This is a genomic window from Paenibacillus sp. FSL R7-0210 (assembly GCF_038009085.1).
Classification (GTDB): domain Bacteria; phylum Bacillota; class Bacilli; order Paenibacillales; family Paenibacillaceae; genus Paenibacillus_AQ; species Paenibacillus_AQ silagei.
In genome coordinates this window covers 3,341,821-3,365,195 of the sequence record NZ_JBBPAR010000001.1, presented here as the reverse complement: position 1 = coordinate 3,365,195, position 23,375 = coordinate 3,341,821, and the positions used below count along the sequence as shown (strand labels likewise).

18 protein-coding genes are annotated in these 23,375 nt (G+C 46.5%); 16 read left to right on the top strand and 2 right to left on the bottom strand.

The features are described 5' to 3' along the window. The first annotated feature begins 547 nt into the window (after positions 1–547). The 8 genes from MKY64_RS14765 (at position 548) to MKY64_RS14730 (ending at position 9,726) form a co-directional block, all read left to right on the top strand. Positions 548–1,693, top strand: a complete 1,146-nt coding sequence (locus MKY64_RS14765; protein ID WP_340953828.1) for a hypothetical protein — start codon at positions 548–550, stop codon at positions 1,691–1,693. After that, positions 1,675–2,190, top strand: a complete 516-nt coding sequence (locus tag MKY64_RS14760) for a three component ABC system middle component (RefSeq protein ID WP_340953825.1) — start codon at positions 1,675–1,677, stop codon at positions 2,188–2,190. The genes MKY64_RS14765 and MKY64_RS14760 overlap by 19 nt, the downstream gene beginning before the upstream one ends. Beyond that, entirely contained in the window at positions 2,187–4,118 is a 1,932-nt protein-coding gene (locus tag MKY64_RS14755) for a DUF3732 domain-containing protein (RefSeq protein WP_340953822.1), read from the top strand. The genes MKY64_RS14760 and MKY64_RS14755 overlap by 4 nt, the downstream gene beginning before the upstream one ends. A 12-nt stretch (positions 4,119–4,130) precedes the next feature. After that, positions 4,131–4,628: a hypothetical protein gene (locus MKY64_RS14750; protein ID WP_340953820.1), complete on the top strand. Its 498-nt coding sequence runs from the start codon at positions 4,131–4,133 to the stop codon at positions 4,626–4,628. A 47-nt stretch (positions 4,629–4,675) separates the two neighbouring features. After that, on the top strand, positions 4,676–5,200 hold the full coding sequence (locus MKY64_RS14745) for a hypothetical protein (protein ID WP_340953818.1): 525 nt from the start codon (positions 4,676–4,678) through the stop codon (positions 5,198–5,200). A gap of 442 nt (positions 5,201–5,642) precedes the next feature. Continuing rightward, the gene (locus MKY64_RS14740; protein WP_340953815.1) at positions 5,643–7,982 is read left to right on the top strand and encodes a tetratricopeptide repeat protein; all 2,340 of its coding nucleotides are present in this window, start codon (positions 5,643–5,645) and stop codon (positions 7,980–7,982) included. Positions 7,983–8,473: 491 nt separating this feature from the next. After that, the gene (locus MKY64_RS14735) at positions 8,474–8,788 is read left to right on the top strand and encodes a helix-turn-helix domain-containing protein (RefSeq protein ID WP_339313488.1); all 315 of its coding nucleotides are present in this window, start codon (positions 8,474–8,476) and stop codon (positions 8,786–8,788) included. Positions 8,789–8,793: 5 nt separating this feature from the next. Further along, the gene (locus tag MKY64_RS14730) at positions 8,794–9,726 is read left to right on the top strand and encodes an IS3 family transposase (protein WP_340953811.1); all 933 of its coding nucleotides are present in this window, start codon (positions 8,794–8,796) and stop codon (positions 9,724–9,726) included. Positions 9,727–9,955: 229 nt separating this feature from the next. Here MKY64_RS14730 and MKY64_RS14725 read toward each other — a convergent pair whose 3' ends face one another. Next, complete coding sequence (locus MKY64_RS14725; RefSeq protein WP_340953808.1) at positions 9,956–10,792, bottom strand: helix-turn-helix domain-containing protein; 837 nt, start codon at positions 10,790–10,792, stop codon at positions 9,956–9,958. 415 nt (positions 10,793–11,207) lie between these two features. Here MKY64_RS14725 and MKY64_RS14720 point away from each other — a divergent pair, with 415 nt between their 5' ends. The 5 genes from MKY64_RS14720 to MKY64_RS14700 all read left to right on the top strand — a co-directional run bounded on the left by MKY64_RS14720 (position 11,208) and on the right by MKY64_RS14700 (position 17,285). Further along, on the top strand, positions 11,208–12,191 hold the full coding sequence (locus MKY64_RS14720; protein WP_036729919.1) for an ABC transporter permease: 984 nt from the start codon (positions 11,208–11,210) through the stop codon (positions 12,189–12,191). Positions 12,192–12,210: 19 nt separating this feature from the next. Continuing rightward, a complete protein-coding gene (locus tag MKY64_RS14715) occupies positions 12,211–13,092 on the top strand; it encodes a carbohydrate ABC transporter permease (protein ID WP_036729917.1) in 882 nt (293 codons plus the stop codon). Positions 13,093–13,161: 69 nt separating this feature from the next. After that, a complete protein-coding gene (locus MKY64_RS14710; RefSeq protein ID WP_340953804.1) occupies positions 13,162–14,739 on the top strand; it encodes an extracellular solute-binding protein in 1,578 nt (525 codons plus the stop codon). Between the two features lie 96 nt (positions 14,740–14,835). Then, positions 14,836–16,581, top strand: a complete 1,746-nt coding sequence (locus MKY64_RS14705) for a sensor histidine kinase (protein ID WP_340953801.1) — start codon at positions 14,836–14,838, stop codon at positions 16,579–16,581. Continuing rightward, positions 16,578–17,285 carry a response regulator transcription factor gene (locus MKY64_RS14700; RefSeq protein ID WP_036729911.1) on the top strand — a complete coding sequence of 236 codons (708 nt, stop codon included), beginning with the start codon at positions 16,578–16,580 and terminating at the stop codon, positions 17,283–17,285. The genes MKY64_RS14705 and MKY64_RS14700 overlap by 4 nt, the downstream gene beginning before the upstream one ends. Positions 17,286–17,331: 46 nt before the next feature. Here the strand turns inward: MKY64_RS14700 and MKY64_RS14695 are convergent, their stop codons facing one another. Further along, positions 17,332–18,168, bottom strand: a complete 837-nt coding sequence (locus tag MKY64_RS14695; RefSeq protein ID WP_339255680.1) for a YheC/YheD family protein — start codon at positions 18,166–18,168, stop codon at positions 17,332–17,334. Positions 18,169–18,340: 172 nt separating this feature from the next. Here MKY64_RS14695 and sbnA point away from each other — a divergent pair, with 172 nt between their 5' ends. The 3 genes from sbnA to MKY64_RS14680 all read left to right on the top strand — a co-directional run bounded on the left by sbnA (position 18,341) and on the right by MKY64_RS14680 (position 23,354). Continuing rightward, positions 18,341–20,563: a 2,3-diaminopropionate biosynthesis protein SbnA gene (sbnA, locus tag MKY64_RS14690; protein ID WP_339255681.1), complete on the top strand. Its 2,223-nt coding sequence runs from the start codon at positions 18,341–18,343 to the stop codon at positions 20,561–20,563. Between the two features lie 249 nt (positions 20,564–20,812). After that, positions 20,813–22,039, top strand: a complete 1,227-nt coding sequence (locus MKY64_RS14685; RefSeq protein ID WP_339255683.1) for an MFS transporter — start codon at positions 20,813–20,815, stop codon at positions 22,037–22,039. 1 nt (position 22,040) lies between these two features. Further along, positions 22,041–23,354, top strand: a complete 1,314-nt coding sequence (locus tag MKY64_RS14680; RefSeq protein ID WP_340953795.1) for an alkaline phosphatase family protein — start codon at positions 22,041–22,043, stop codon at positions 23,352–23,354. Positions 23,355–23,375: the final 21 nt, after the last annotated feature.

Below are 23,375 nucleotides of genomic sequence, written 5' to 3'. Positions count from 1 at the left end.
AGAAAAAGATGGTAGAAAAGTTATATCATATATAGAGATAGTATTAAATCAGATAAACGAATAATATTTAATACTTAAGGATTTGAAAGTAGAAAGGATGATACCGATTAGCACCCTACCTAAAAATTACCGTAAACGTTGGACGCAAGAGGAAAATAAAAAAGTAGATGAATTTGCCAATAGTTTGAATTCTCAAGAGGAGCTTGCTGAACGAGCCCCGGAATTCGCGGCTTCGATTGAAAGACCAATAAGTACAGTGCAAAAAAAAGTTGAGGTCCGAAGAGATTGGTATAGTCGGAATACGAATAGGCAATCTAAAAAGTAAAGGATACTTTAAGAATGATTCATTTGCCTTTTGTTGATACAGTATAGTGCATCTACATAAGATTTTATCAAAAATAATACTCCCACTTGCTTTGCGGAAGTGGAGGTATTATTTTTTTATAAAAGTAACCAAAAATAATGGTTATAAAAGAAAATGAAGGAAATTGTCGTACCATTGTAGAAAATGTAGGTTATATCTCCTAGTACAAAGGAAGTGATATTCTTGTCTCCCAACGAAAAAGATAATAAACAGAAAAATGATGATACAAAAACAAAGTTAGGTGATATATACCATTATTATGTAGTACTTTCTTATTGCCTTGAACTTCAGGAAAACGAGACAATCTTAGTTGAAAAATATGGCGATATATCAATTGAATCAAATGAAGATTCTAAAAATATAGAGGTAAAAAGACATCAAGATAAGCATATTGTGAATGACCGTCATATTGATTTTTGGAAAACTTTAAAGAACTGGATTACATACCACCAAAAAATGAAAGATTTCAAAAAGCTGATTCTGTATACAACTTCTTCGATTGCAGAAAATGGTAAATTGAGCTCTTGGAATTCAATAAAGGCTCACGAAAGACTGAAAATTCTTGTTGAAGTGGGACAAGAATTGAAAAAGTCTGAAGAAACTTTTCGTCCATTATATGAGTTTTTTTTTCAAAATGAAGTGGAAATTATCTTATCAGTCATTGAAAAAGTTGAGCTTTATACCAGTCAAACGGACATAGTTAATATTGAAGAAAAGATAATGAAAAACAGCTTCTTTAAGAGTGTTAAAAAAAAGGATAGAAAATCATTCATTAATACACTAATGGGACACATACTAACAGTTCCTGTTCCGTACCCCCATCGTTGGGAGATTACATGCGAAGATTTCGAATCACTTGCATGTGAGATAAGGAATAGATTCACTTCAGATTCTGGAGGACTTAGGTTGCCTCCTGGTACTCCTGATAGCCCACAGGATATAGAAAGTTTTATGAAAAGGAAATTTGTTAGAGAAATAAGGGAAATTAAATATGATACCAAAATACCGACTGCTATTTCTAATTACTGGAGGGCACAGCAGGCGATTTACTATTCCTCTATCGATAATCCAATCTTCAATATTGACCTGGGGGAATTCCAAAGTGATGTGAGGGATTCCTTAATTGAGTTTAAGACTACATACAAGGAAGACTGTGAAGAGACAAATATTGAAGATGTTATAGGAAATTCAAAAAAGCTTTACGACGAAGCTATGAAAATGCCAGCTCAGGATTATGGTTCGGTGGCACCTAATCGGCCCTTTTTTCAAAGGGGGATTATTCACAAATTGGTGGAGGAAAGAGGATTTATATGGAACGTGATGAAGTGATGAGTGAAGAGAAGGATTATATCTATACTGACCATATCCAGAACATTTCATTAAACCCGTTCTTTATGAGTAAAATAATTCATTCATTCATCTCAGGATATCAAAAGGAAGAAGTACCAGTTAATCTGATATACATAGTTTTACCTATAATCTACTATAGGCCTTCCAGAAAATTATTGATAACCGCTCAGAGTCGAAGTTCCTTACGAAGCCTTTTTGTAGATGATGTAGAGAAAGCTGCTGCTTTAGGTGGTCTTCAAGAAAGGTTGTTTTACTTCTATAACCTTACAAATCAATCTTTTATTGTCGCCTGTAATGAGGGCAGAATTCGTATAAATGCTGAAGGGCGTATTGAACCACTTAAAAATATTGACTATAAAGACTATCTTAATAAACAGGTCAAAGATTTTCTCAGGTCAGCACATTATTTGGGATTACTCTGTTCTAAAATGGAAATCTCAAATATTTATCGTTTATTGGGGGTAACGCTACTATGAATGCTTATATTAAATCTATATTAGCTTTTAATGCAGAGGGTGAAAAACGGCATGTTGATTTAACACAAGGGTTAAACGTGATTACAGGAGAGTCTAAGAGTGGAAAGAGTGCATTATTAGAAATAATTGATTATTGCTTTGCCAGTTCAAAATCAACGATTCCGAAAGGTGAAGTTACGAAATTTGGTTATTTATTTGTTTTAATATTAAAGTTTCCTCAATATCATCTGATTGTAGGGCGAAAGAAATTTGATGATGAAGGAAAAAAGCAGATGTATTTGTATCGTACATCAGAAGAAGTTATCCCTAAAGAATTATCGATGGATTTGTTTTCTGAGGAGCATGTAGTTCATCTGGACCAAGCTAAAATTGAACTAACCAAAGAGTTTGGAGTCGCTGTTTCCAATTCAACTGAAAATGTTGACGCGACCAAAAGTGAACCAAGGCCCACTGTGAGAAATATGACTTCATATATGTTTCAGCATCAAAATTTAGTAGCAAATAAATTTACATTATTTTATCGATTTGAGGATTCCCAGAAGCGTGAGCAGACTATAAAGCAGTTTCCGGTGTTCGCAGGATGGGTTGACCAGCAATATTACAATTATAGACTAGAGCTAGATGAGCTTTTAAAGCAGCAGAAACGTAATGAAAAAGTACAACAGTCATACAACAAGTCCATGGAAAAAATCCGGAAGGATTTAATAAATACATTCAAGAGATACTATATGTTGGTTGGAAGAACGATGGATGATACGGTATCATTACACAGGCTGCTTTCTTTAAGAAAAAGCTTACCTGATTTTAATAGAGATAGTTATTTATCTGAGGAAATGGAGAATAGGTACGAGTCTTTAAAGCTAAAAAGAGAAGAACTAAAGCAACAAAGATATGATATTGAAATGAGCATTAATAATCTGGAAATAAGCCATGGCCACGGCAATTCATATTCTTCAAATTTGAAATCATTAAAAGCAATTTTAAATCATTCCCTTCATCAGACTGATGTTTATAATTGCCCCGTATGCGGGCAAGCGGTTGAAACGTTATCAGAGAAAATTGAATCTATCAAAGGGTCAAAGAAATGGTTGGTTGAGGAGCTTGCAAGTGTTCGTGGACAAGGTAACGAATTTCATTTGCAAATTCATAATCTGAAAATGGAAAAAGAGAAATTAAATGATGAGATTAGAGCCTTGGGAGTAGAGATTGGTAGAATTGAGGGGATTACAGAAAGATGGAAAAAAACAAACAAACTAGACAATGAAGTTGTCTATGCTAAGGCTGAAATAGACATAGAATGTAAAAGAATAGAGGAACAGATTTATAATCTTCGTTCATCGGAAAGTGAGTCAGAACATCGCATCAATGAGCTTAATATATTATTGGCCGATTATAATATATCCTCATATTATGCACAAGCGCAAACATTCTTTAAAGCTAACATTAGTAGAATTATTGAGAAACTTGATTTTGAAGAAGAATTTAGACCAGCAGATATGAATTTTTTGTTGGAAACATTTGATTTGTATCATCATGATAAAGAAAGTAAATCTAGAGTATATTTAAGCGAAATGGGAAGTGGGGCAAATTGGCTTGCCTCTCATGTTAGCTTATTTTTAACCTTTCTTCATTTTTTCTCGATACAAAGTAAGTCTTCGATACCGTCTATACTTTTTTTAGACCAACCCAGTCAAGTTTATTTTCCAGATAAAATCTTCGTTAATGCTAAAGAAAAATCAAAAGATGTGCAAAAGGTTGAACAAATATACAAGACCATATTGGAGGAAATTGATTTAGTAGAAAAAAGCAGTCACTTTAAACCACAGGTTATTGTAACAGACCATGTGGGGGAATTGGACATTGAAGGATACAAGTTTAGTAAGTACGTTCGTAAAAATTGGAGGGGCCAAGATAATAAGTTTATTTAATTGACATTTTTCATGAAAGAGGAGAAAAAATGGATAATAATCTTAAAAATGAACTTTATAAAGAAAACTCGAAAAATTGAAAGCATGTTGGATATTGGAACAATTAACAAAAATCATTTTGTTAGGGCATATGAGCGCATACCCTTATTTCATGATAGTACAAACAAAACAAACAAAGAGATGCTTATTAAACTGTTCAAAAGCTCTCCGTTCATTCTAATTAATGAACTTATACCTTACATAGCCTCTAAAAATATAGGGCAAGTGATAAGTGTTGATTTAGACACGAAAGATTTTAGAGAGAAAGAGATTTTTCCTTTCACCGCATTACTAAACGCAAGCGAATTTAGTGTCATAACATATGTTGATGAACGACCCAAAATAGAATATTTTGACTCTGAGGATATTGATGTTTCATATTATTTTAAGCATGAGATTGAAGTGCAGAGATATGAATATTTGAGCAAAGATATTTTTTTGAAAGCACATTTTTTCAAAATGCTGATGTAAGTCACGATGTCTTCGAAGATTTAATCAAGAAGGTTGAAATTCGTGTTATGGGGATATTAAGAGATGAGTTAGTTCCTTCATGGATTGAATATCTAATAGAAGGATGTATTAATATTGTATATAAGAACAATAAGATGGCATTATTCAATATTTTTGCCTCACTAGACAAATTTATTGAACTTCTAAACGAAAATATATTTGATTATTATATTACGAACTATAATCGAATAATTAAAAAGTTTTCAAAAACAGCAGATGATAAGGCAGATATTGGTGAATTTCTAAAAATTAAAATAAAAAAAATTGGTAAAGACAATAGAAGAATTATTGAAAAGTTAAGAGATGCTTTGAAGGAAGTCGGGATAAATGGAAATGATGAATTCAAAAAAATGTTTTCTTTAATTAAACAAGTAGAAGAAATAGAAGAAATCAGAAATAAAATTGGGCATGGAGAAAAAGTATTACGTAACATAGATGTTGGCGAAGTGTTCTACACTGTACTAACAGTAATATTCTCGGTTGTTGAGTATAAAGATTTTGAATCTAACAACTGGGAAACAGTCATAATTTAGAAGTGAGAAATTTAAAGATTCCAACTGAATAGGTTGAAAAAATGGTGAGAAATATACGGGCATCATTATGCTTAAGATTTTTATGTCACTATTGGGATGACGATAAGGGATAGCGATACACGGCAGACTATCAAGAAGTTACCTTCAGAAAGTTTTATAAAATTCTCTACTTTAAGTGATTAAAGAGGAGTATGCGAATAATTTTCTTTAAGAATTAAAGTGTAACACTCTGTTAGGAAAAATAAATTTAACACACTTTTTTCAGATAAATGCTGAAAGGAGTGTGTTTTTTTGTTGCACAAACAGGTCTCAAAATAGTGTGGCAGTCTCTCTTTGTCGCGTAAGACATTGTCATTATAGAAGATAAGGCGTAGGGTTGAGGTAATAGTTTATAATAAGGCTATATCATAAAATAGCAAATTTGAACAGTAGGGTGATGGGTATGAGTGGTATAACTGGCGCTTTAGGTACTTTGGTTAAAAGTGGTGCAGCCCTGTGGAATCGAATAAAGAATCCACAAACTGAAACTATAAAATTAATTATTAAATCATTGAATAAAGGAACTAAGCACTTCTTAAGTTATCTTTCCACAAAAACGGAACAAGACGAATTTGAAAAAACGATTTATTGGGAAGAGGAGAAACTCAAACAATACTTTGAAAAAAAGTATTCTGAAGATAGAGGTTTTGGTTTTCACATTGTTAAAGCTGAGGATTTAGCAAAAGATATTGAACCTTATTTGATACTCTCTAATCACCATCTCACATTAGAAGAAAAAACAGCTCATGTGGAAAAAATTATTTTCCAATCTCAAAGAGAGTACATCATTAAACAATCGAATGATAATAAGACACTAGGATATTTAGACCTTAGAGGAAAAATAAAAATTGAGAAAATTATAGAAATGGTTTCTCTTCTCCCTTCAATTCAAGAAGACCTTGAACAAATAAAACAACAACTAGACATAATTGAAGATGGGCAGGAGAGGGAGGGGGTAAAAGATTATCGATATTATTACAAATTATGTATCCAGTTATTTGAAGAAGGTAATTATTTAGATTGCTTATCGACAGTTCAAATAGCACTAAGATTAGAATTATCAACGGAGCAATATATATTCATGAAATTTATTGAAACAAGTATCTATTACAATCAGTTTAATTATGACCTTGCGTTGTCAAGAATACTTGAGATTGAAAATAAATTTGATTATGAAATTAGTAATGAATTCGTTATAAACATTCTTGGTCAAAAAGGTTCAATATACTCAGAAAAAGGAGTAAAGGAAAAAAACGCAGGATTAGTTCGCTTAGGAATAGAATGTTTTGAAGAGCAGCTAACTTTAATAGATGCAGAAGAAGAGCAGGAAAGTAAGCTTGGGTACATTTATTACAACATGGGAACATCATATCTTTCTATACTTGAAACCCAAAATGATATTGATTGTTGCATCAGATATTTCGAACTAGCACACGAACTGCTTCCAGGCAATGCAGAGGTTATGAAGAACCTTGGAACAGCATATAGTTTTAATCATCAATATGAACAAGAAATTGAGATGTATGAAAAAGCATTAGTTGTTAATCCTGAATTATTTGAAGCCTTATGCGCTATGGGGATGGTTTACTATGCTTATCTCAATCAACCAGAAGAAGCTATAAAGTATTATAGTAAAGCTATAAAACAGCGAGAACAATGTATTCGATTCCCATATGCCTATTATTGGATTGGAAAGTGTTACTTTGAAATGAATCTTAACGAGGATGCAATTACAACAATTAATGATGGACTAGGAGTGGCACCGACATTGGAGCACCTCCTTCATCTGAAGTCAGAAGTATTGTATAAATTACTTCAAGAGAATTCCGGAAAGTATCTTTCTGAATATTTCCAAGTTATGAAAAGGCTATATCCAGAGCCGACTGAAGAGAGCGCTTCAAAATTAATTGCAGCTCTATTGTTGTGTAATAAGGATGAAGAAGCACAACAACTCTTATTCACGTTTTCTAAAGAAATTAGAGAGGGTAAAGAGATGATGCCTTCGTATTTTATGTGGACCTTTAAGTGTATTGAAAAAAATGATTTTGATGAGGCGTATCAAGTCATACAAAATATTAACCCCGATATATTTGATGAAGAAATCAAACCCTTTAAAGATTATTATCACTTTATAATGGCAAAGTGTCTTGGAGGTCTCGATAGAAGTGAAGAAGGTATCAAGCATTTAGAAATCCTTCACGATGAAGCTTCAATATTTACACCGGTTCAAACCCATTCTCTTTTAGGTGGGGAATATAACAAAGTAGAAGATTTCAATAATGCCCGAATTCATTTTCAAAGAGCAAAATCGATATTAGGGGAAAACAACACGGATATGGATATTGAATACGGATTGTTTCAAGCATATTTAGGGCTAAAGAGAGTGCGCCCTGCGAAATTAGCAATGTTTAGAATGATTGATTTAATATCTGTTCCTTATGTCGGAGGCGCTTTGTTTGACAGGGATGTAAATGAACCCAAATTAAAATCTGAAGCTGAGTCGGAGTCCACTGCAATTATCAGGGTAGCGGAAATAATGATGGGAATAGAACAGCTTGCCTACTTACAGGTTGACATAAAACACAAAGAGTCATTAGCAGAGCTTCCAGAAGCAGAGCTAGTTCAAGAAATTAATCGTTTTTGTGAGCCATTGGTTCATTATTTTAGCAATAAGCTTGTTTCTACCACCCTTAACTTTAATGCAGCTGTAGCTGAAGGCTTTCTCTCAAAGATGAAGGGATAAAACAAAAAAAGTGCACAATCAGTTATGAAATTTGCTGATTGTGCACTTTTTTTGTTTTTGAGGCTTTGTAGTTCACATATTGGGCAGTGTGGAGGTAGGTGGACCAAATGTATGCGAAAAACCGAACACATTGGGCAGGGGTGGGGTGTGCGGGTCCAATGTATGCGAAAAACCGAACACATTGGGCGGACGCGAGGTAGGCGGACCGAGTGTATGCCAAAAACCGAATACATTGGGCAGGCACGAGGTTTGCGGACCGAATGTATGCGAAAAACTGAACACATTGGGCGGGCATGAGGTAGGCGGACCAAATGTATGCGAAAAACCGAACACAATGGGCAGTCAGGAGGTGTGCGGACCAAATGTATGCGAAAAACCGAATACATTGGGCAGGCACGAGGTGTGCGGAGCAAATGCTCCACAGCCCCCTAAAGAAGTTGGAGTCCTCCCCCACAAAAATGTAGACTAGATATAGGAGGAGGATGAACGGTATGGGACACTTAACAGGAACAAGAGAGAAGGCTGCGCAAGAGGTGTTGTCTGGCATTAAGGCAGCGGTGGTTGCCCGAAAGTATGGGGTGACTCCATCGACGGTGAATCAGTGGGTGAGGGACTACCGAGAGGCCCATGGAGAACAAGATCATCCGTATCCTCAGGAGCAGGTGGAGGAACTGAAGCGCCTCCTGGACGTGGAGCGGAAATACGAGAAGGCCGTCAAGATCCTCGGCGAAAAGGAGTTAGAGATCGAGATTCTGCGTGAACTGCTAAAAAAGCCAACCCCTGCTTATCCGAAAAAATCGAGGTAGCCGACATGTTCATTAAGCAGGGGAATACCGCAGCGTTGGTACTACGTCTCGTGGGGCTCGCAGAGTCTACGTATTACGACCGTAAGAAACGCAAGAAGCAGGATGCACAGGCCGTACCCCAGGGGCGCGGAAGACCCGTACCCGGCTATTCCCTGACCGAGTCTGGAGAGAAGATTAGCGACGAGGAAATCCAGGAATGGCTGCTGGAATTAATCGCTGGAGAGGAGCACGTGTACGGGTACAAACTGCTGGCCAAGTGCTTGTGGAACCAGCACGGGCTGAGGCTCAATCACAAGAAAAGCTACCGGCTGTGTCAGGCGCTGGATATCCTGCAGCCGCAGCGTCACAAGCGTTTTAAGCATCCTCGGAAGCTGCCGGAGAACCGGGTCATTACAGGGGCGGGTCAACTCTGGCAGATGGACATTAAGTACGGTTACGTGGCGGGCCAGGGCAGGCATTTCTTTGTCCTGAGCATTATCGATGTGTTTACCCGTGTCATCGTCGGCTACCACCGCGGATCGTCGTGTGAGGCCAAGCACGCCTGCCAGACGCTGGGACGTGCCATGGAGCAACACTGCGCCCCTGACAGCGCACGCCCGGTGATCCGCACCGACAACGGCCCACAGTTCGTCAGCCATCTGTTTGGCGACATGTGTGAAAGCTGGGAAATGACCCACGAACGCATTCCGCCTCGAACGCCGGATTTAAATGCTTTTATTGAATCGTTCCACAGTAATATCGATCGGGATTTATTCCGCAAAGAAGCCTTCGACACGTTCGAAGAGGCCTATGAAGCGGTGGACCGGTACATGGACTTTTACAACAATCGCAGAATGCATACAAGCCTTCGGAACATGCCGCCAGTTACCTTTGCGGAGTGGGTCCAGACTCTAGAAGACCGCTCCAGTTTCTTCTGGCCGAGAGAAAAAGCGAAATAAAGAGCATATCTACAACAAGTACCGATTTTATACGGAGGACTCCGGGATAAGGGGGTCGCACCGATTGTATGCGAAAAACCGAACACATTGGGCGGGCGCGAGGTAGGCGGAGCAAATGTATGCGAAAAACCGAACACAATGAGTTGGCGCGGGTGTAGATGGCTAATTGTATGCACCACTCACCCGCACAAGTAAGTTATCCCCGCACCCGCCAGTTCACCCGTCAATCTTACTCCCCACCCCCTTCCGCCGGGGGAAGGGACACCTCCCCCTCCCTATACACCTTCCTGTACTGTGACGGCGTGTACGAAGTAACCTTCTTAAATATCTTCGAGAAGTACAGCGGGTCGTGGTAGCCGACTGAGTAAGACAACGACTTCACCGACAACCGCGACTCCGCCAGCAGCTCGGAGGCCCGCCGGATGCGCACGGTGGTCAGGTAGCCGGAGATAGAGGTGCCCGTCTCTTTTTTGAACAGCCGGAACAGGTAACTGCGCTCAATCGACACATATTCCACCACATCCAGCACCGATAAGGAAGACTTCCAATAGTTACTCTCAATATAGGCCTTCGCTGACCCTACATAGTCCTTCTTGAGACTGGCCTGCTCACTCGGATAATATTCCATGTAATACGACAGCAGCAGATGAAGCGCCGCATCCGAGCGCTCCCGTGCATACGGCTCCTGTTGATACCCCTTGACCTGATCGAACATAGCCCTGAAATCCTGCGGGGCAGCCGTTACAACGGGCTGGTCCGGTGAGATATGAATCATGGCAAGTAAGCGCAGAGCCTCCGCCCCGCTGAACTCAATCCAGCAATACGCCCACGGGTCCTGCGGATCAGGATAATAATACACCTCCGTCTGCGGAAAAATCATAAAGCTCTCACCCGTCTGCACAGGGTGTACCGCCTGGCCGGTCTTCAAGTAACCTCTGCCGCTCACGATATAATGCAACGCATATACATCACGGACGCCGGGTCCCCATCTGTGCAGATTGGGGGGCTTGTACCCGTTCCCTTTTACCATTGGACCCTCGCCAAGTCCGTATTCCTTAGAGTTCATAGTTGGCACCTATATCCTTCATCTTAGAACTTCTGTTATAAGAAGCACTAATGAAATTAACGAAAAGCAAAAAGAAGCGTAGGGGAAATTTGGAACTGTAGGAGCGTTAGCGACCGCCTGAAAGCTTTCCGCAGGAAAGCTCGCATCGTAAGCATCAGCTAGTCACCGGATTTCTACCGCGAAGAGCAGATACAATCAGGAAATCCTAATACAACAGCGGCCGGAAGTCCAAATGTTCACCGCAGTGACGACCAAGCTTCAAGTTCAAATCTTAAGTCTGTCTTCTATACTATAAGACGAATACAACAAATAAACAAAGGAAGCGTATTCAAAAATGACAACGCTTTCTTAAGAATGTTGGCTTACGCCGTCCCCGGGCTTGCAGGTAAACTAAAGGTACGAGGGAGGAGCGCATATGGAATTGGAAACACAGCCAAGAAGTCTCGGAACCGGCGGCGGCCGGCGGTCGATATTATGGAAGCGGTTTAAAAAACAGAAAGTACTGCATTTGTTCGTCGGGCTAGGCATGATCTATCTGCTGATCTTCGCGTATACTCCGATGTTCGGCATACTGATGGCGTTCAAGGATTACAGCATCTCCAGCGGCATCAAAGGAATCTTCACCAGCGATTGGGTCGGGCTGAGGTATTTCGATGAATTCGTCCATGACTATCAATTCGGCAAGCTGGTCCGCAACACGCTGGTCCTTAGTCTGCTGAAGGTCATCTTCGCCTTCCCGGCGCCGATCCTGCTGGCGATCATGCTGAACGAAGTGAAGCACATGGCCTTCAAGCGGTTTGTGCAGACAATCAGCTATCTGCCGCATTTTATCTCCTGGGTGGTCGTGGTTGGCGTATCCTATGCCTTCCTGTCCGCCGATGTCGGTGTGGTCAATAAGGCGCTGATGGCGATGGGCTTCACGGATGAGCCGCTGGCCTTCCTGACCAGTCCGAATTACTTTTGGGGGCTGGCGGTAGGGAGTGCGGTGTGGAAGGAGATGGGCTGGTGGACGATTATTTTTCTGGCGGCAATATCGGGGATCAGTCCTTCCCAGTATGAGGCTGCTGAGATTGACGGTGCCGGAAGGCTGGCGCGAATCCGTTATATCACCCTGCCGGGGATGAAGGGAACTATCGTTGTTGTGCTGGTGCTGACCATCGGGAGTATTCTCGGCGGCGGACTGGTCGGCTCCAACTTCGAGCAGGCCTACCTGTTAGGCAACAGTATCAATAATCCAACCTCTGAGATTGTCCAGACCTACGCATTCAGGGTGGGGTTAAGCGACGGGCGGTTCTCCTATGCAGCGGCGATAGATTTAATTCAATCGGTGATTTCGGTAGCGCTAATATTCTCCAGTAACTATATTGCCAAGCGGGTATCAGGCTCCAGTCTGTTTTAGAGAGAGAGGAGGGAAGGCTATGCTGAAGAGTCAGCGGCAGAAGGATTTGGTTTTTGACAGCGTGATCTATGTGGTATTGTTCATTATTATGCTCACGATGCTGTATCCGTTCTATTATGTGTTAATTGCTTCCTTCAATAAAGGCTCGGACTCGCTGCTGGGCGGTGTGTATCTGTGGCCCCGGAACTTTACCCTGGAGAATTACCGGGTGTTCATGGATGATCCCAAGTGGGTGAAGGCGTTCCTGATCTCCGTACTGCGGACGGTGTCCGGCACCTTGCTCGGACTGCTGCTCACCAGCATCGTCGCTTACGGTCTATCTCATCGTGATCTGTTATTCAGCAAGGTCTATTTCACAGTGATCGTATTCGCCATGTACTTCTCCGGCGGACTGATCCCTTATTATGTAGTCCTGCGTTCACTAGGCTTGTTAAATTCCTTTGCGGTGTACATTATCCCGTCCATGCTCAGCACGTTCTTCCTGCTCATTGCGATCTCGTTCTTCCGTGAAATTCCCGCTGAGCTAAAAGAATCTGCGCATATAGACGGGGCCGGTGAGCTTACGATATTCTTCCGCATCATCCTGCCGGTCTCAACGCCGGTGCTGGCAACTATGGCCTTGTTCATGGGGGTCGGGCAATGGAATTCCTGGCTGGATTCGGCTTATTTCGTCCAGTCCGAGGAGCTGCGTACGCTGGCCTTCCGCATGATGGAGGTCATCAACAAGAGCAACTCTCCGATGGATTCGCTGGCGGTAGCCAACAGTGCCTCGGCGGGTGTGACCAGCTTCTCCTTACAGGTCACTTCAATGGTGGTGTCGATTGTTCCCATTATCTGTGTGTACCCGTTCCTGCAGAAGTATTTCGTACATGGCATCATGCTGGGTTCGGTAAAAGGCTAGGCCAGTGCTTCAGTGTTCAAATGTTCCATTGCACATACAGCTCATTAATTCAATCATGGAGGGATTAGCTTGAACAAAAGCAGAAGCTTCAAGATCGTTGCAGCCGCACTCTCAATGGCCGTCGTGTTATCCGCCTGCGGCGGTAACGGGGGAAATACCGGCCAGCCCGCCCCGTCCGGCAGCCCGGACGCCGCAGCAGGCGGGAATGCGCCGGCCAAGCCCGGACAGGTGAAGGAGTTAAGCCTCTTCATCGATGCATCTTGGTACCCGGTTACGGAATGGAAGGGCCCGGTTGCCGACATGATTACCGAGAAGACAGGAGTGAAGCTGAAGGTTACGGTCGCTACCGATGATAAGCAGCTTCCGCTGATGATTGCCTCCGGTGACCTACCGGACCTGGTGTTCACCTCTTCCAACATAGACCGGTTATCCGACTCGAAGCTGTCATATTCCTGGAATGAGCTGATTGAGAAATATGCGCCGGATTTCAAGATTGACAAGACCCGGATTGCCATTCATACCATGGATGACGGCAAGTTCTATACCGTGCGGAACTCCTTTGCGACCCAGGAGGAGATGAAGAATAGTAAATATTCGTTAGGCAGCGACGGCAACCCGGGCATCGCGGTCCGGGAGGATATTCTGAAGGAGCTGGGGAATCCGCCGATCAAGACCCTGGATGATTTCGTCAAGGTGCTGGGCATGGTCAAGGAGAAATATCCCGAGATGGTCCCGCTGATCATGGACAAGGACTGGATCGAACAGTATTTCCTGGCCCAGTTCGGTACGGAGACCCTGCTCGACGGCTGGTATGAACAGGACGGCAAGGTGGAATATGCGATCAGACAGCCCAAGATGCTGGACTTCTTCAAGTTCATGAATAGCCTGTACCGCAATGGCTATATCCTGGCTGAGAATTTCGCACTGGCCAATGACCAGATTGATGATCAATATGCTACGGGCGGCAAAGCCTTCGCCCATAGCCATACGGTATCCACGGCAGATACCGATAACATCAAGATCAAGAGCAATCAGGGGAACTTCTCCTTCAAGATGCTGCCAAGCGTATTGTCGAAGGATGCCAAGGTAGTCAGCTCAGGACTGGGCTTCTCCGGAACCTTCATCACCAAGAAGAATAAGGACCCGGAGGCCTCCATCAAATTCCTTCAGTATCTGGCGAGCGATGAAGGCAAGAAGCTGACGATGTTCGGAGTCGAAGGGGTACACTGGACCTGGAATGAAGGGGGCCACCCCGACTTCAAATATAATCCGTCCGATGCTGATTTCGTGAACAGCAACGGGATTAAATGGTGGTATCTCTATAACGATGGGGTTACCGAAGGTATGCTGTCCTATGTTCCTGAGCTGCAGAAGACCCAGGCGCTGATGGAACTGAAGGCAGTCCGTATCTACAAGCCGGAGCTCGGCTTGATCCAGACCCAGCCGGATTCACAGGAGAAGACCATTAAGACCAAGATCGATGAGATGGTCAAGAATGAGAAGGTCAAAATCTATCTGGCTGAATCGGAGGAAGCCGCAGTAGCAGCCTATGAGAATATGCTGAAGAACGCAGAGAACATCGGCCTGCAGAAGCTGACCGACTGGGCGAATGCGACCTATCAGAAGAAGAAAGAACTGTTCAAGTAAGCGAATTCCTGCCGGTAGAGACCTGTCTCTACCGGGTTTTACATGTTCATGGTAGGATTAGAGAACACAAGTCGGGCACCGGAGGGACAGACTGCCGTGAGCATCGTACGCAAGATGATAGTAGGATATATCTTTCTGATTTTTATTCCTGTAGTTACGTTTGGCTACTATTATTATAGTAAGATCTATGACAGTGTAAGCAGCCAGTTTGTGGAGAGCCGTCAAAAGATACTGGAGCAGGCCTATGCCAATATGAAGGCGGATCTGGCCCGGATTGATTCCACCCAGCGTATGCTGCAGTACAACCCGTATGTCACTGACTATCTGGATGGCAGCTATGAGACGGACTCAGAGAGCATATATGCCTATAACCGTTATATCAATCCGGTGATTCTGCAATCGCTTAATATCAGTCCTGAGATCGACACGTTCAGAATCTATATAACCAAGCAGGGCGTGCTGCCCATTACTGACCGGCTGCTCGAACTATCGGCGCTAGATGAACAGGGTGCCGAGGCTACCCGTATGCTGCGGCCGGGACAGGGCAAGTGGATCATTCCCGATCCTGAGGTGGAAGCGCCCCCGCTGGTATTCTACCAGAAAATATATAACAATGACTTTACCGAGATTGTGGGATTGCTGGAGCTGCGGGTCGGCAGTGAGCTGATCCGCAAATTCTACCGGGCGACAGGCGGAGGGGATTGGACCGCGCTGCTTCTGCCGGCAGAGGGCGGGCCGCTGGAGAGGGAAGGTATCCCCGAAGCGGTGGACGATGCCACCTGGAGAAGACTGACTTCGGGAGAAGCGCAGACCTATTTTATCAACCGGGAGGTCATTGTTAATCAGCTATATATGAAGGAACTGGGCGTACGTGTCGCCGTCATCGGCAAGGTATCCGAGGTGTTCCGCTCGATCCGGAGCCAGGAGCTGGTGATGATTACGACATTCGCGGTGCTGCTTGCGTTATTGTCATTCGCCTATTACACACTCGCATCAACGATTACGAAGCGCGTACTCCGGCTCGCCAGACATATGCGCAACTTGAATGATGATAATCTGAAGCAGTCCATCAGCAAGGAAGATAAGCCGGGCCGCAGAGATGAGATCAGCTTCCTGACCGAGACCTATAATTCGATGCTCCTGCGCATGGATGAGCTGATCAACAATGTTCACCGGGCCGAGCTGCGCAATAAGGAAGCCGCTTACAAGGTGCTCCAGGCCCAGATAAAGCCGCATTTTCTATATAATACGCTGGAGACCATCCGCATGCTGGCTGAATCGAACAACGACAAGGAAGTGGCGGAGATCTCTTACTGGTTCGGTAAACTGATGCGCTACAGCCTGTCCGCCCAGGACGATCATACCGTTCTCTCCCAGGAGCTTGAGACCGTGGTCTTCTACCTCAATATTCACAAAATGCGGCTGCAAAAAAGACTTACCTATGAGGTCGATATCGCTGTGGCTGCGAAGACCCTGATCTGTCCAAGATTCATCCTCCAGCCGCTGGTTGAGAATAGTATTATTCACGGAGCTGCTGTGACGCTGCGGCCGGTCCATATCCTGATTCAAGCGCAGGAGACGGCAGAGGAGATCCGAATCAGCGTATCCGACAGCGGCATTGGCATTCCTGAGAACCAGGTGCGGCTTATTCAAGCTCGGTTATCCCGCGGGGAAGAGGTGAAGACTCAGGAAGAGGCGGAGGGAGGCGTGGGCCTGTATAATGTCAGCGAGCGAATTAAATCATTTTATGGCGGGACCTCACGGCTGGTTCTTGAGAGTGAGGAGGGCAAGGGGACCTGCCTGACCATCATCCTATCGAAAGGGGCGGCAGAGCAAGCATGAGAATTCTGATCGTAGACGATGAGCCGATTATCCTTGGAGGGCTGGTGAAGGTGATTGGCGGAGCCGCGCCGGTCGGGGCTGAGATCCGCGAGGCCGGTGACGCCTTCGAGGCGCTTCAGATTATGAAGGAATACATGCCGGATGTGACGGTAACCGATCTGCATATGCCGGAGAAAAACGGGTTCGAGATGATGGAGGAGGCGAAGGAGAACGGTTTATGTGAGCGCTTCATTATTCTTACCGGACATGATGACTTCGAATATGCCCGCCGGGCGCTCCGCTACGGGGTAGTGGACTACCTGCTGAAGCCGGTGGATAAGGAGGAGGTAGCCCGGCTGCTGAGTCAGGTGAACCGGAATCTTCCCTCCCTGGACAGTACGGACTGTCCGCCTCATGCCAAGCGGATTCTTGCCTATACCCGGCTGAATTATATGAATGACCTGTCCCTGGATCATCTGGCCGAGCTGATGAACCTTCATCCGAATTACATCAGCAGCCTGTTCAAGAAGGTCACGGGTGATACCTTTGTCAATTACCTGAATACCACCCGGATCAAGGAAGCGCAGAAGCTGCTGAGCCTCCACCGGGATCTGCCGATAGTCGAGATCGGACGCCGGGTCGGGTATGAGAACAAACATTACTTCAACAAGGTGTTCAAAAAATACACCGGCAGCACCCCGGGCGCTTACCGGGAAGACCACTAAGGCTTGCGCTCGGCCGGGAGGCCGGGCGCGATGGGGCATGCTGTACCTACACGCCTCTCTTGGCCTTCCGGCACTTCAGATTGTACGTACGCCCGTAGGCTTTGCCGTATCTCACGATCCGGTCCAGCATCCGGGTATCCTTCAACTTGGTGAACGGGCAGGGATCAGGGGCGGTGTTCACTTCCAGAATCCAGGGAGTCAGCCGCCGGTCCAAGGCCACATCCAGGCCGATTTCCTTAAGTCCGGGATAGGCAGAGCTTAACTGGATGGCGCACTTCACGCCAAGTCCGTACATTTGGGCAAGCAGAGTCTTGCGCTTCTCGGAACGGGTGTAGGCCTTCAGCAGCGTCTCCACCGGATAGATGCTTCCGCCCTGGCTGCCATTCGTAACCACCTTCTGCGGATGCGCCACGCGTCCCGCCGCTCCTGTAGCCTCCCACTTTCCCTGAAGATTACGCTGCACCATCACACGGATATCAAAAGGCCGTCCGCCGTAAGTCAGCAGCCGGATGCCCTTTTGTACCAGATAGGACCGGCCCCGGGTCTCCGCCAGGAGGGACTGATAGGCCTCGTTATAATTACCGAATGTGCTTATCCTTGTCCCTGCCTGATAGCGGTAGGACCGCGCGTTCCCCGAATCAGCCCCACTTCCGCCAGCGCCGCTATTGCTCCGCAGTATCCGCTGTTCAACCCTTATGACCCCTTCGCCTAACGAACCGCAGCAGGGCTTAATATAGACCATCTGATGATTTTGCAGCATGGTCTGGAGTACTCTCCGGCTTAGTTTTCGGGTCTCCGGGATATGCCGCTTTAATTCAGACTTCTTCGCCAGCACCCTTGTCTTCGTTAATTTATTGGATATTCGGCTGATTTGCTCCTTCATGCTACTCCCCCGTTCTATGGACTCTAATAGGCTATAGTACGGTACAGAGCCGGATTTGGCTTGGGCGGATGCCCCGGGGCTGAACACACAGGCGGATTATTACATAGTTTATTGAAGGTAATTCATCCGGGAGGCTGCGTTCAGGCAACCGGTGCGGGAGGCGTCGAAAGGAATGGCGGAGCAGTGGCGGGATAAAGTAAACGAAGTAATCAGGTACTTCCCCTGGTACAAGGATCTTATCGGCAATGAGCACGTGAATTGCAGTCTGGAGCATCTTCCCCTGATGACTTCGGATCTGCTGGATATTCATTATTATAACAACGAACCGGATGCTTCCCATGCCGTCTACCGGACCTCAGGCACCAGCACAGGACGGCGTAAATCAATCGTCTATTCGGAAGAGGATGAACAGCATTATATCGATATCAAAACCAGGCTGTTCGAAAAATTGCTTCAGGGAAGCGGATGTGCAAGGGCGCTGGCGGATATGGGGACCGGACATGCTGCGAATACCGCGCTGGCCATTTTTGCACGGCTGGGACTGGCTAACAGCTCCATTCCCTTCGAGTTGCCGGTAGAACAGCATATTGAGCGTATTCAGGCTTTCCAGCCCGACCTGCTGTACACCATGCCCTCTATCCTGGATCATATCGTATATGCTGCGGAGGACCCCCGGGCATTTGGAATCCGCAAAATCATTCTGGTCGGCGAGATCGCTACCCGGGAGTGGCAGCAGAACATGGCCCGCCTGTTCGGCCTGAGGCTGCAGGATATTACCGATACGTACGGTTCGATTGAAATCGGCACGATTGCTTATTATTCGCATGAGCTGGGCCGCTATCTGCTGGCTGAAGGCATCGTTGCCGAAGCTGTGGGAACGGAGATCGTAGGGGAAGGACTCGACCCGCTGGGTAACGGCGAAGGCATTCTCGTGCTTACCTCAACCGTGCGTAAGCTGCTGCCTGCCCTCCGGTTTGTCACCTATGATGTGGTGAGGGATTTCAGGACCGTGCAGGTAGACGGCGTGGAGCGGCAGAGCTTCCAGTCCATCGTCAAACGGGTGGGCCGTGAACTGAAGCATGGGGAGAAAATCAGCATCTACGATATTGAACAGGTGGTCTACCGTCATCTTCAGCAGGCCAGGGTCCGGGTTCATGTCAGCCATAATGCATTATCCGTGTATATCCAGAGCAGGTCAGCAGTTCCCTCCTGCATTCCGGTCATCAGGGAAGAGATCAGGGCGTGCATCCCGGAGATTGGTCTGATGATCGCAAATCACCTGCTTGACGATATTGAGGTCATTCTGACGGAAGAGGACGAGGAGCTTATCGGCGGGCAGGTGAAGAACAAGAAGCTGTATTACCGGAAAGATCAAACGGAGCAGCAGACAGTGGAGCAGCGGGCAGAGCCTCAGCTTACCAGCGGGATTTTATCTTCTATCGGACATACACCACTCCTGAAGCTGGATAATCTGTTTGCTGCCAGCGGGTTCAGCGTTTACGCCAAAATGGAGCTGATGAACCCGGGAGGAAGCGCAAAGGACCGCCCAGCCTTGCGGATGATCCGGGAAGCCTGGAAGGAAGGCCTTATCGGACCGGGGACCGTCATTATTGAATCCAGCTCCGGGAATATGGCCATCAGCCTGGCCATGATATGCAAGCAGCTCGGGATGACCTTCATCAGTGTGGTGGATGCCAGAACCACCGGGATGAATCTTCAGCTGCTGAAGACTCTGGGTGCGGACATTGATTTCATTGACCGCCCTGATCCTGAAACCGGGGAATTCCTGCCGGCCCGGCTGAAGCGTGTGCAGCAGCTGCTCGCGGAGATACCGGGCAGCTATTGGCCAAATCAGTATGCCAATCCCAATAACTATCTATCACATTATGATACGACCATGCCTGAGATCGTGACGGAGCTGGGGCAGGTCGATTACCTGTTCTGTAGTGTCAGTACCTGCGGGACGATAAACGGACTGGCAGAATACGTGAAGGACAATGGACTGCGGACCCGGATTGTGGCGGTGGATGCAGAGGGTAGCGTTATTTTTGGCGGCCATCCGAAGAAGCGGCTCTTCCCTGGACTGGGTGCCGGTATTGTGCCCCCGTTATGCAGACTGGACCTGATCGACCGGATTGTGCATGTTGCCGACGTTGATATGGTGAAGGGCTGCCGGGCGCTGGCCCGCAGGGAATCCATTCTGGCCGGAGCCTCCTCCGGGGCAGTGCTTGCTGCTATTCGGCAACTTAAGGAGGAGATTCCTCCCGGCGCAGTCTGCACCGCCATCCTGCATGATAAGGGAGAACGGTATCTCGATACGGTCTACTCAGACACCTGGGTTCAGAGCCAATTCGGAGCGGAGCTGCTGTCAGCCATGGATGAGTATCTGGTGTGACCACCTTACCTGAGCTTGGCCTTATCGGCTGGGGACCGATAAGGCCAAGCTTATTGTCAGATGACTATTAGCGTTCCTTGGCGACCCGATCAAACGGATTCAGATATAGTCATCACCTGGGAAGAAGGCCTATGGTATGATGGACGTAATCGTAATAGCAGATCCGCCCGTGATTTTACACCCCATTAACATCCTTAATATGTTGGCGTGATATAACTGAAACAATCGGTTATAAGAGGAGAAGATGAGATGAAGCTAAGCAAAGAGGAGAGATCGTGGATTCTGTACGACTGCGGGAATTCCGCTTATTCGATGGCAGTGACTACGGCGCTGCTGCCGATTATCTTCGGGATGTTCGATAATGTGGGCAGCAGCATGGACCTGGGGTACTTCAACTCCATCGCCAGTATTCTGGTCGCGGTCCTCAGCCCGATTCTCGGTACGATTGCCGATTATAAGGACCGGAAGAAGCGGTTTTTTATTTTTTTCGCTGCGCTCGGTATCCTTGCCACCGCCTCCCTGGCCTTCGTGTCCCCGGCCAGCGGGCAATGGCAGCTGCTCATCGCCTTTTACATTCTGTCAGCGGTCGGCTTCGCCGGGTCCAACATCTTCTACGATTCCTTCCTGGTGGATGTTACGGAGGATGAACGGATGGACAAGGTGTCTACCCGAGGGTTCGCCTACGGCTACATCTTCAGTTGTATTCCGTTCGGCATCAGCCTGCTGCTGATCTTCCTGCTGGGAATGGACAAGGCCATCGGCTACCAGATTGGGTTCATCATTACGGCGCTCTGGTGGGGGCTGCTGACGGTGCCAATGATCCGCGATGTGAAGCAGAGATATTATATCGAGCCTGAGCCGAAGCCTGTTGCCCGGAGCTTCCAGCGTATCGCTGCCACCTTCAGGAATATCCGCCAGCACCGAATTGTCTTTGTGTTCCTGCTCGCCTACTTCTTCTACATTGACGGAGTAGATACGATTATCAAAATGGTTGTGCCCTACGCCACCTCCGTCCTCGGCACAGATGCCCTGGATACCTTCACGCTGCTGGGAATTCTGCTCATCATCCAGATTATTGCCTTTCCCTGCGCGATTCTCTATGGCAATCTGGCCAAAACCTACTCCGCCCGGAATCTGATTATTGCCGGGATCTTCACCTATGTTATTTCCTGTATCGCAGCGTTCTTCATTAGCTCGGTGTGGCATATTTTCCTGCTAGGTGCGCTGATCGGCTCGGCACAGGGCGGGATTCAGGCACTTAGCCGGTCCTATTTCGCCAAAATCATCCCGAAGGAGAATTCCAATGAATTCTTCGGGTTCTATAATATCTTCGGCAAGTTCGCGGCGATTCTCGGCCCTGCCTTAATGTCCCTGACCACTACCTTGATCGGTGATGCCCGCTATAGTATTTTGTCGATTATCCCGCTCTTTCTGATCGGCTTCTTCATCTTCATCACATTGCCAAAGGGGACATAGTATGGAATCTACTGGACTGCAACCGCCACCACCCTCTGCTGCCAAGCATCTGATCGTCATTTCCTATGATGCATTCTCTGAAGATCACTGGGAGATGGCCAGCCGCCTGCCCAATCTGTCCAAGCTGATCACCAGCGGTGCCTGCAGCAACCGTCTCAGAAGTGTCTATCCCACGCTCACTTACGTGGTACATACGACCATCGCTACCGGCGTCTACCCGGATAAACACGGCATCTATCACAACAATCCGCTGCAGCCGTTCGTGCCGGAGGAGGAGCAGCGCTGGTTCTGGTTCCGGGAGGTGGTCCAGGTGCCAACAATCTATGATGCCGCGCGTAAGGCGGGGCTGAGTACGGCGGGACTGCTCTGGCCGGTAAGCGGCAAGTCCTCGATTCAGTATAATATCCCGGAGATCCGTGCGCTAAAAGGAGAGAATCAGGCGCTCAAGATACTGCGAAGCGGCAGTCCCCTGTACTGCGCCCGGCTGGAGCTGAAATACGGACGGATCAGGCAGGGCATCACCCAGCCGCAGCTCGATAACTTCACCACGAAATGCGCCGCCGATACGATCAAGCGGAAGAAACCGAACCTGCTGCTGATGCATCTAATCGACCTGGATGACACCAAGCATATGTACGGCACGGACAGCGGGGAAGTAGACGATGTCATCCTGCGAATGGACAACCGGCTGGGTGAGATCATGCAGGCGGTAGAGGATGCCGGAATCCGGGAGGAGACGGTGATTATGGTACTGGGCGACCATGGTCAGTTCAACGTGCGCTACAAGGTGCATTTGAACAATCTTTTGCAGGCTAAGGGGCTGATCTATGACAAGGACGGCGTGATGCACTGGCGGGCCTACTTCCAGAGCGGCGGCGGTTCAGCTTATCTGCATGTGCAGCCCGGGGATGAAGAAGCGCTGCGGCTGGCCTTGGCGGCGGTGGATGAATATAGGCGTGACGGAGCACCCGGCATTGAGAGTGTATATACGGAAGAGACGCTGAAGCAGCTTCATGCCAGTCCGGTGGCAAAAGTCATGCTTGAAGCACAGCGGGGCTACAGCTTCGATGAAGCGCTGGCGGACACGCTGGTCACCGATCTGCAGGCTGAGGGTATACGCTATGCTACGCATGGCTACTCGCCGGATGCAAGCGGGTACCGCTGCAATCTCGTCATCGCAGGGGCCGGGATCAAGCAGGGCTATCCCATCGGCGATCTGGAGATGGTCGACATCGCCCCGACGATGGGACGAATTCTGGGGATAGAGTTCGGGCCGGGGGACGGGCGGGTGCTGGAGGAGATTTTTGAGGCATAGCTAGGGGGATAGTAATGGTAG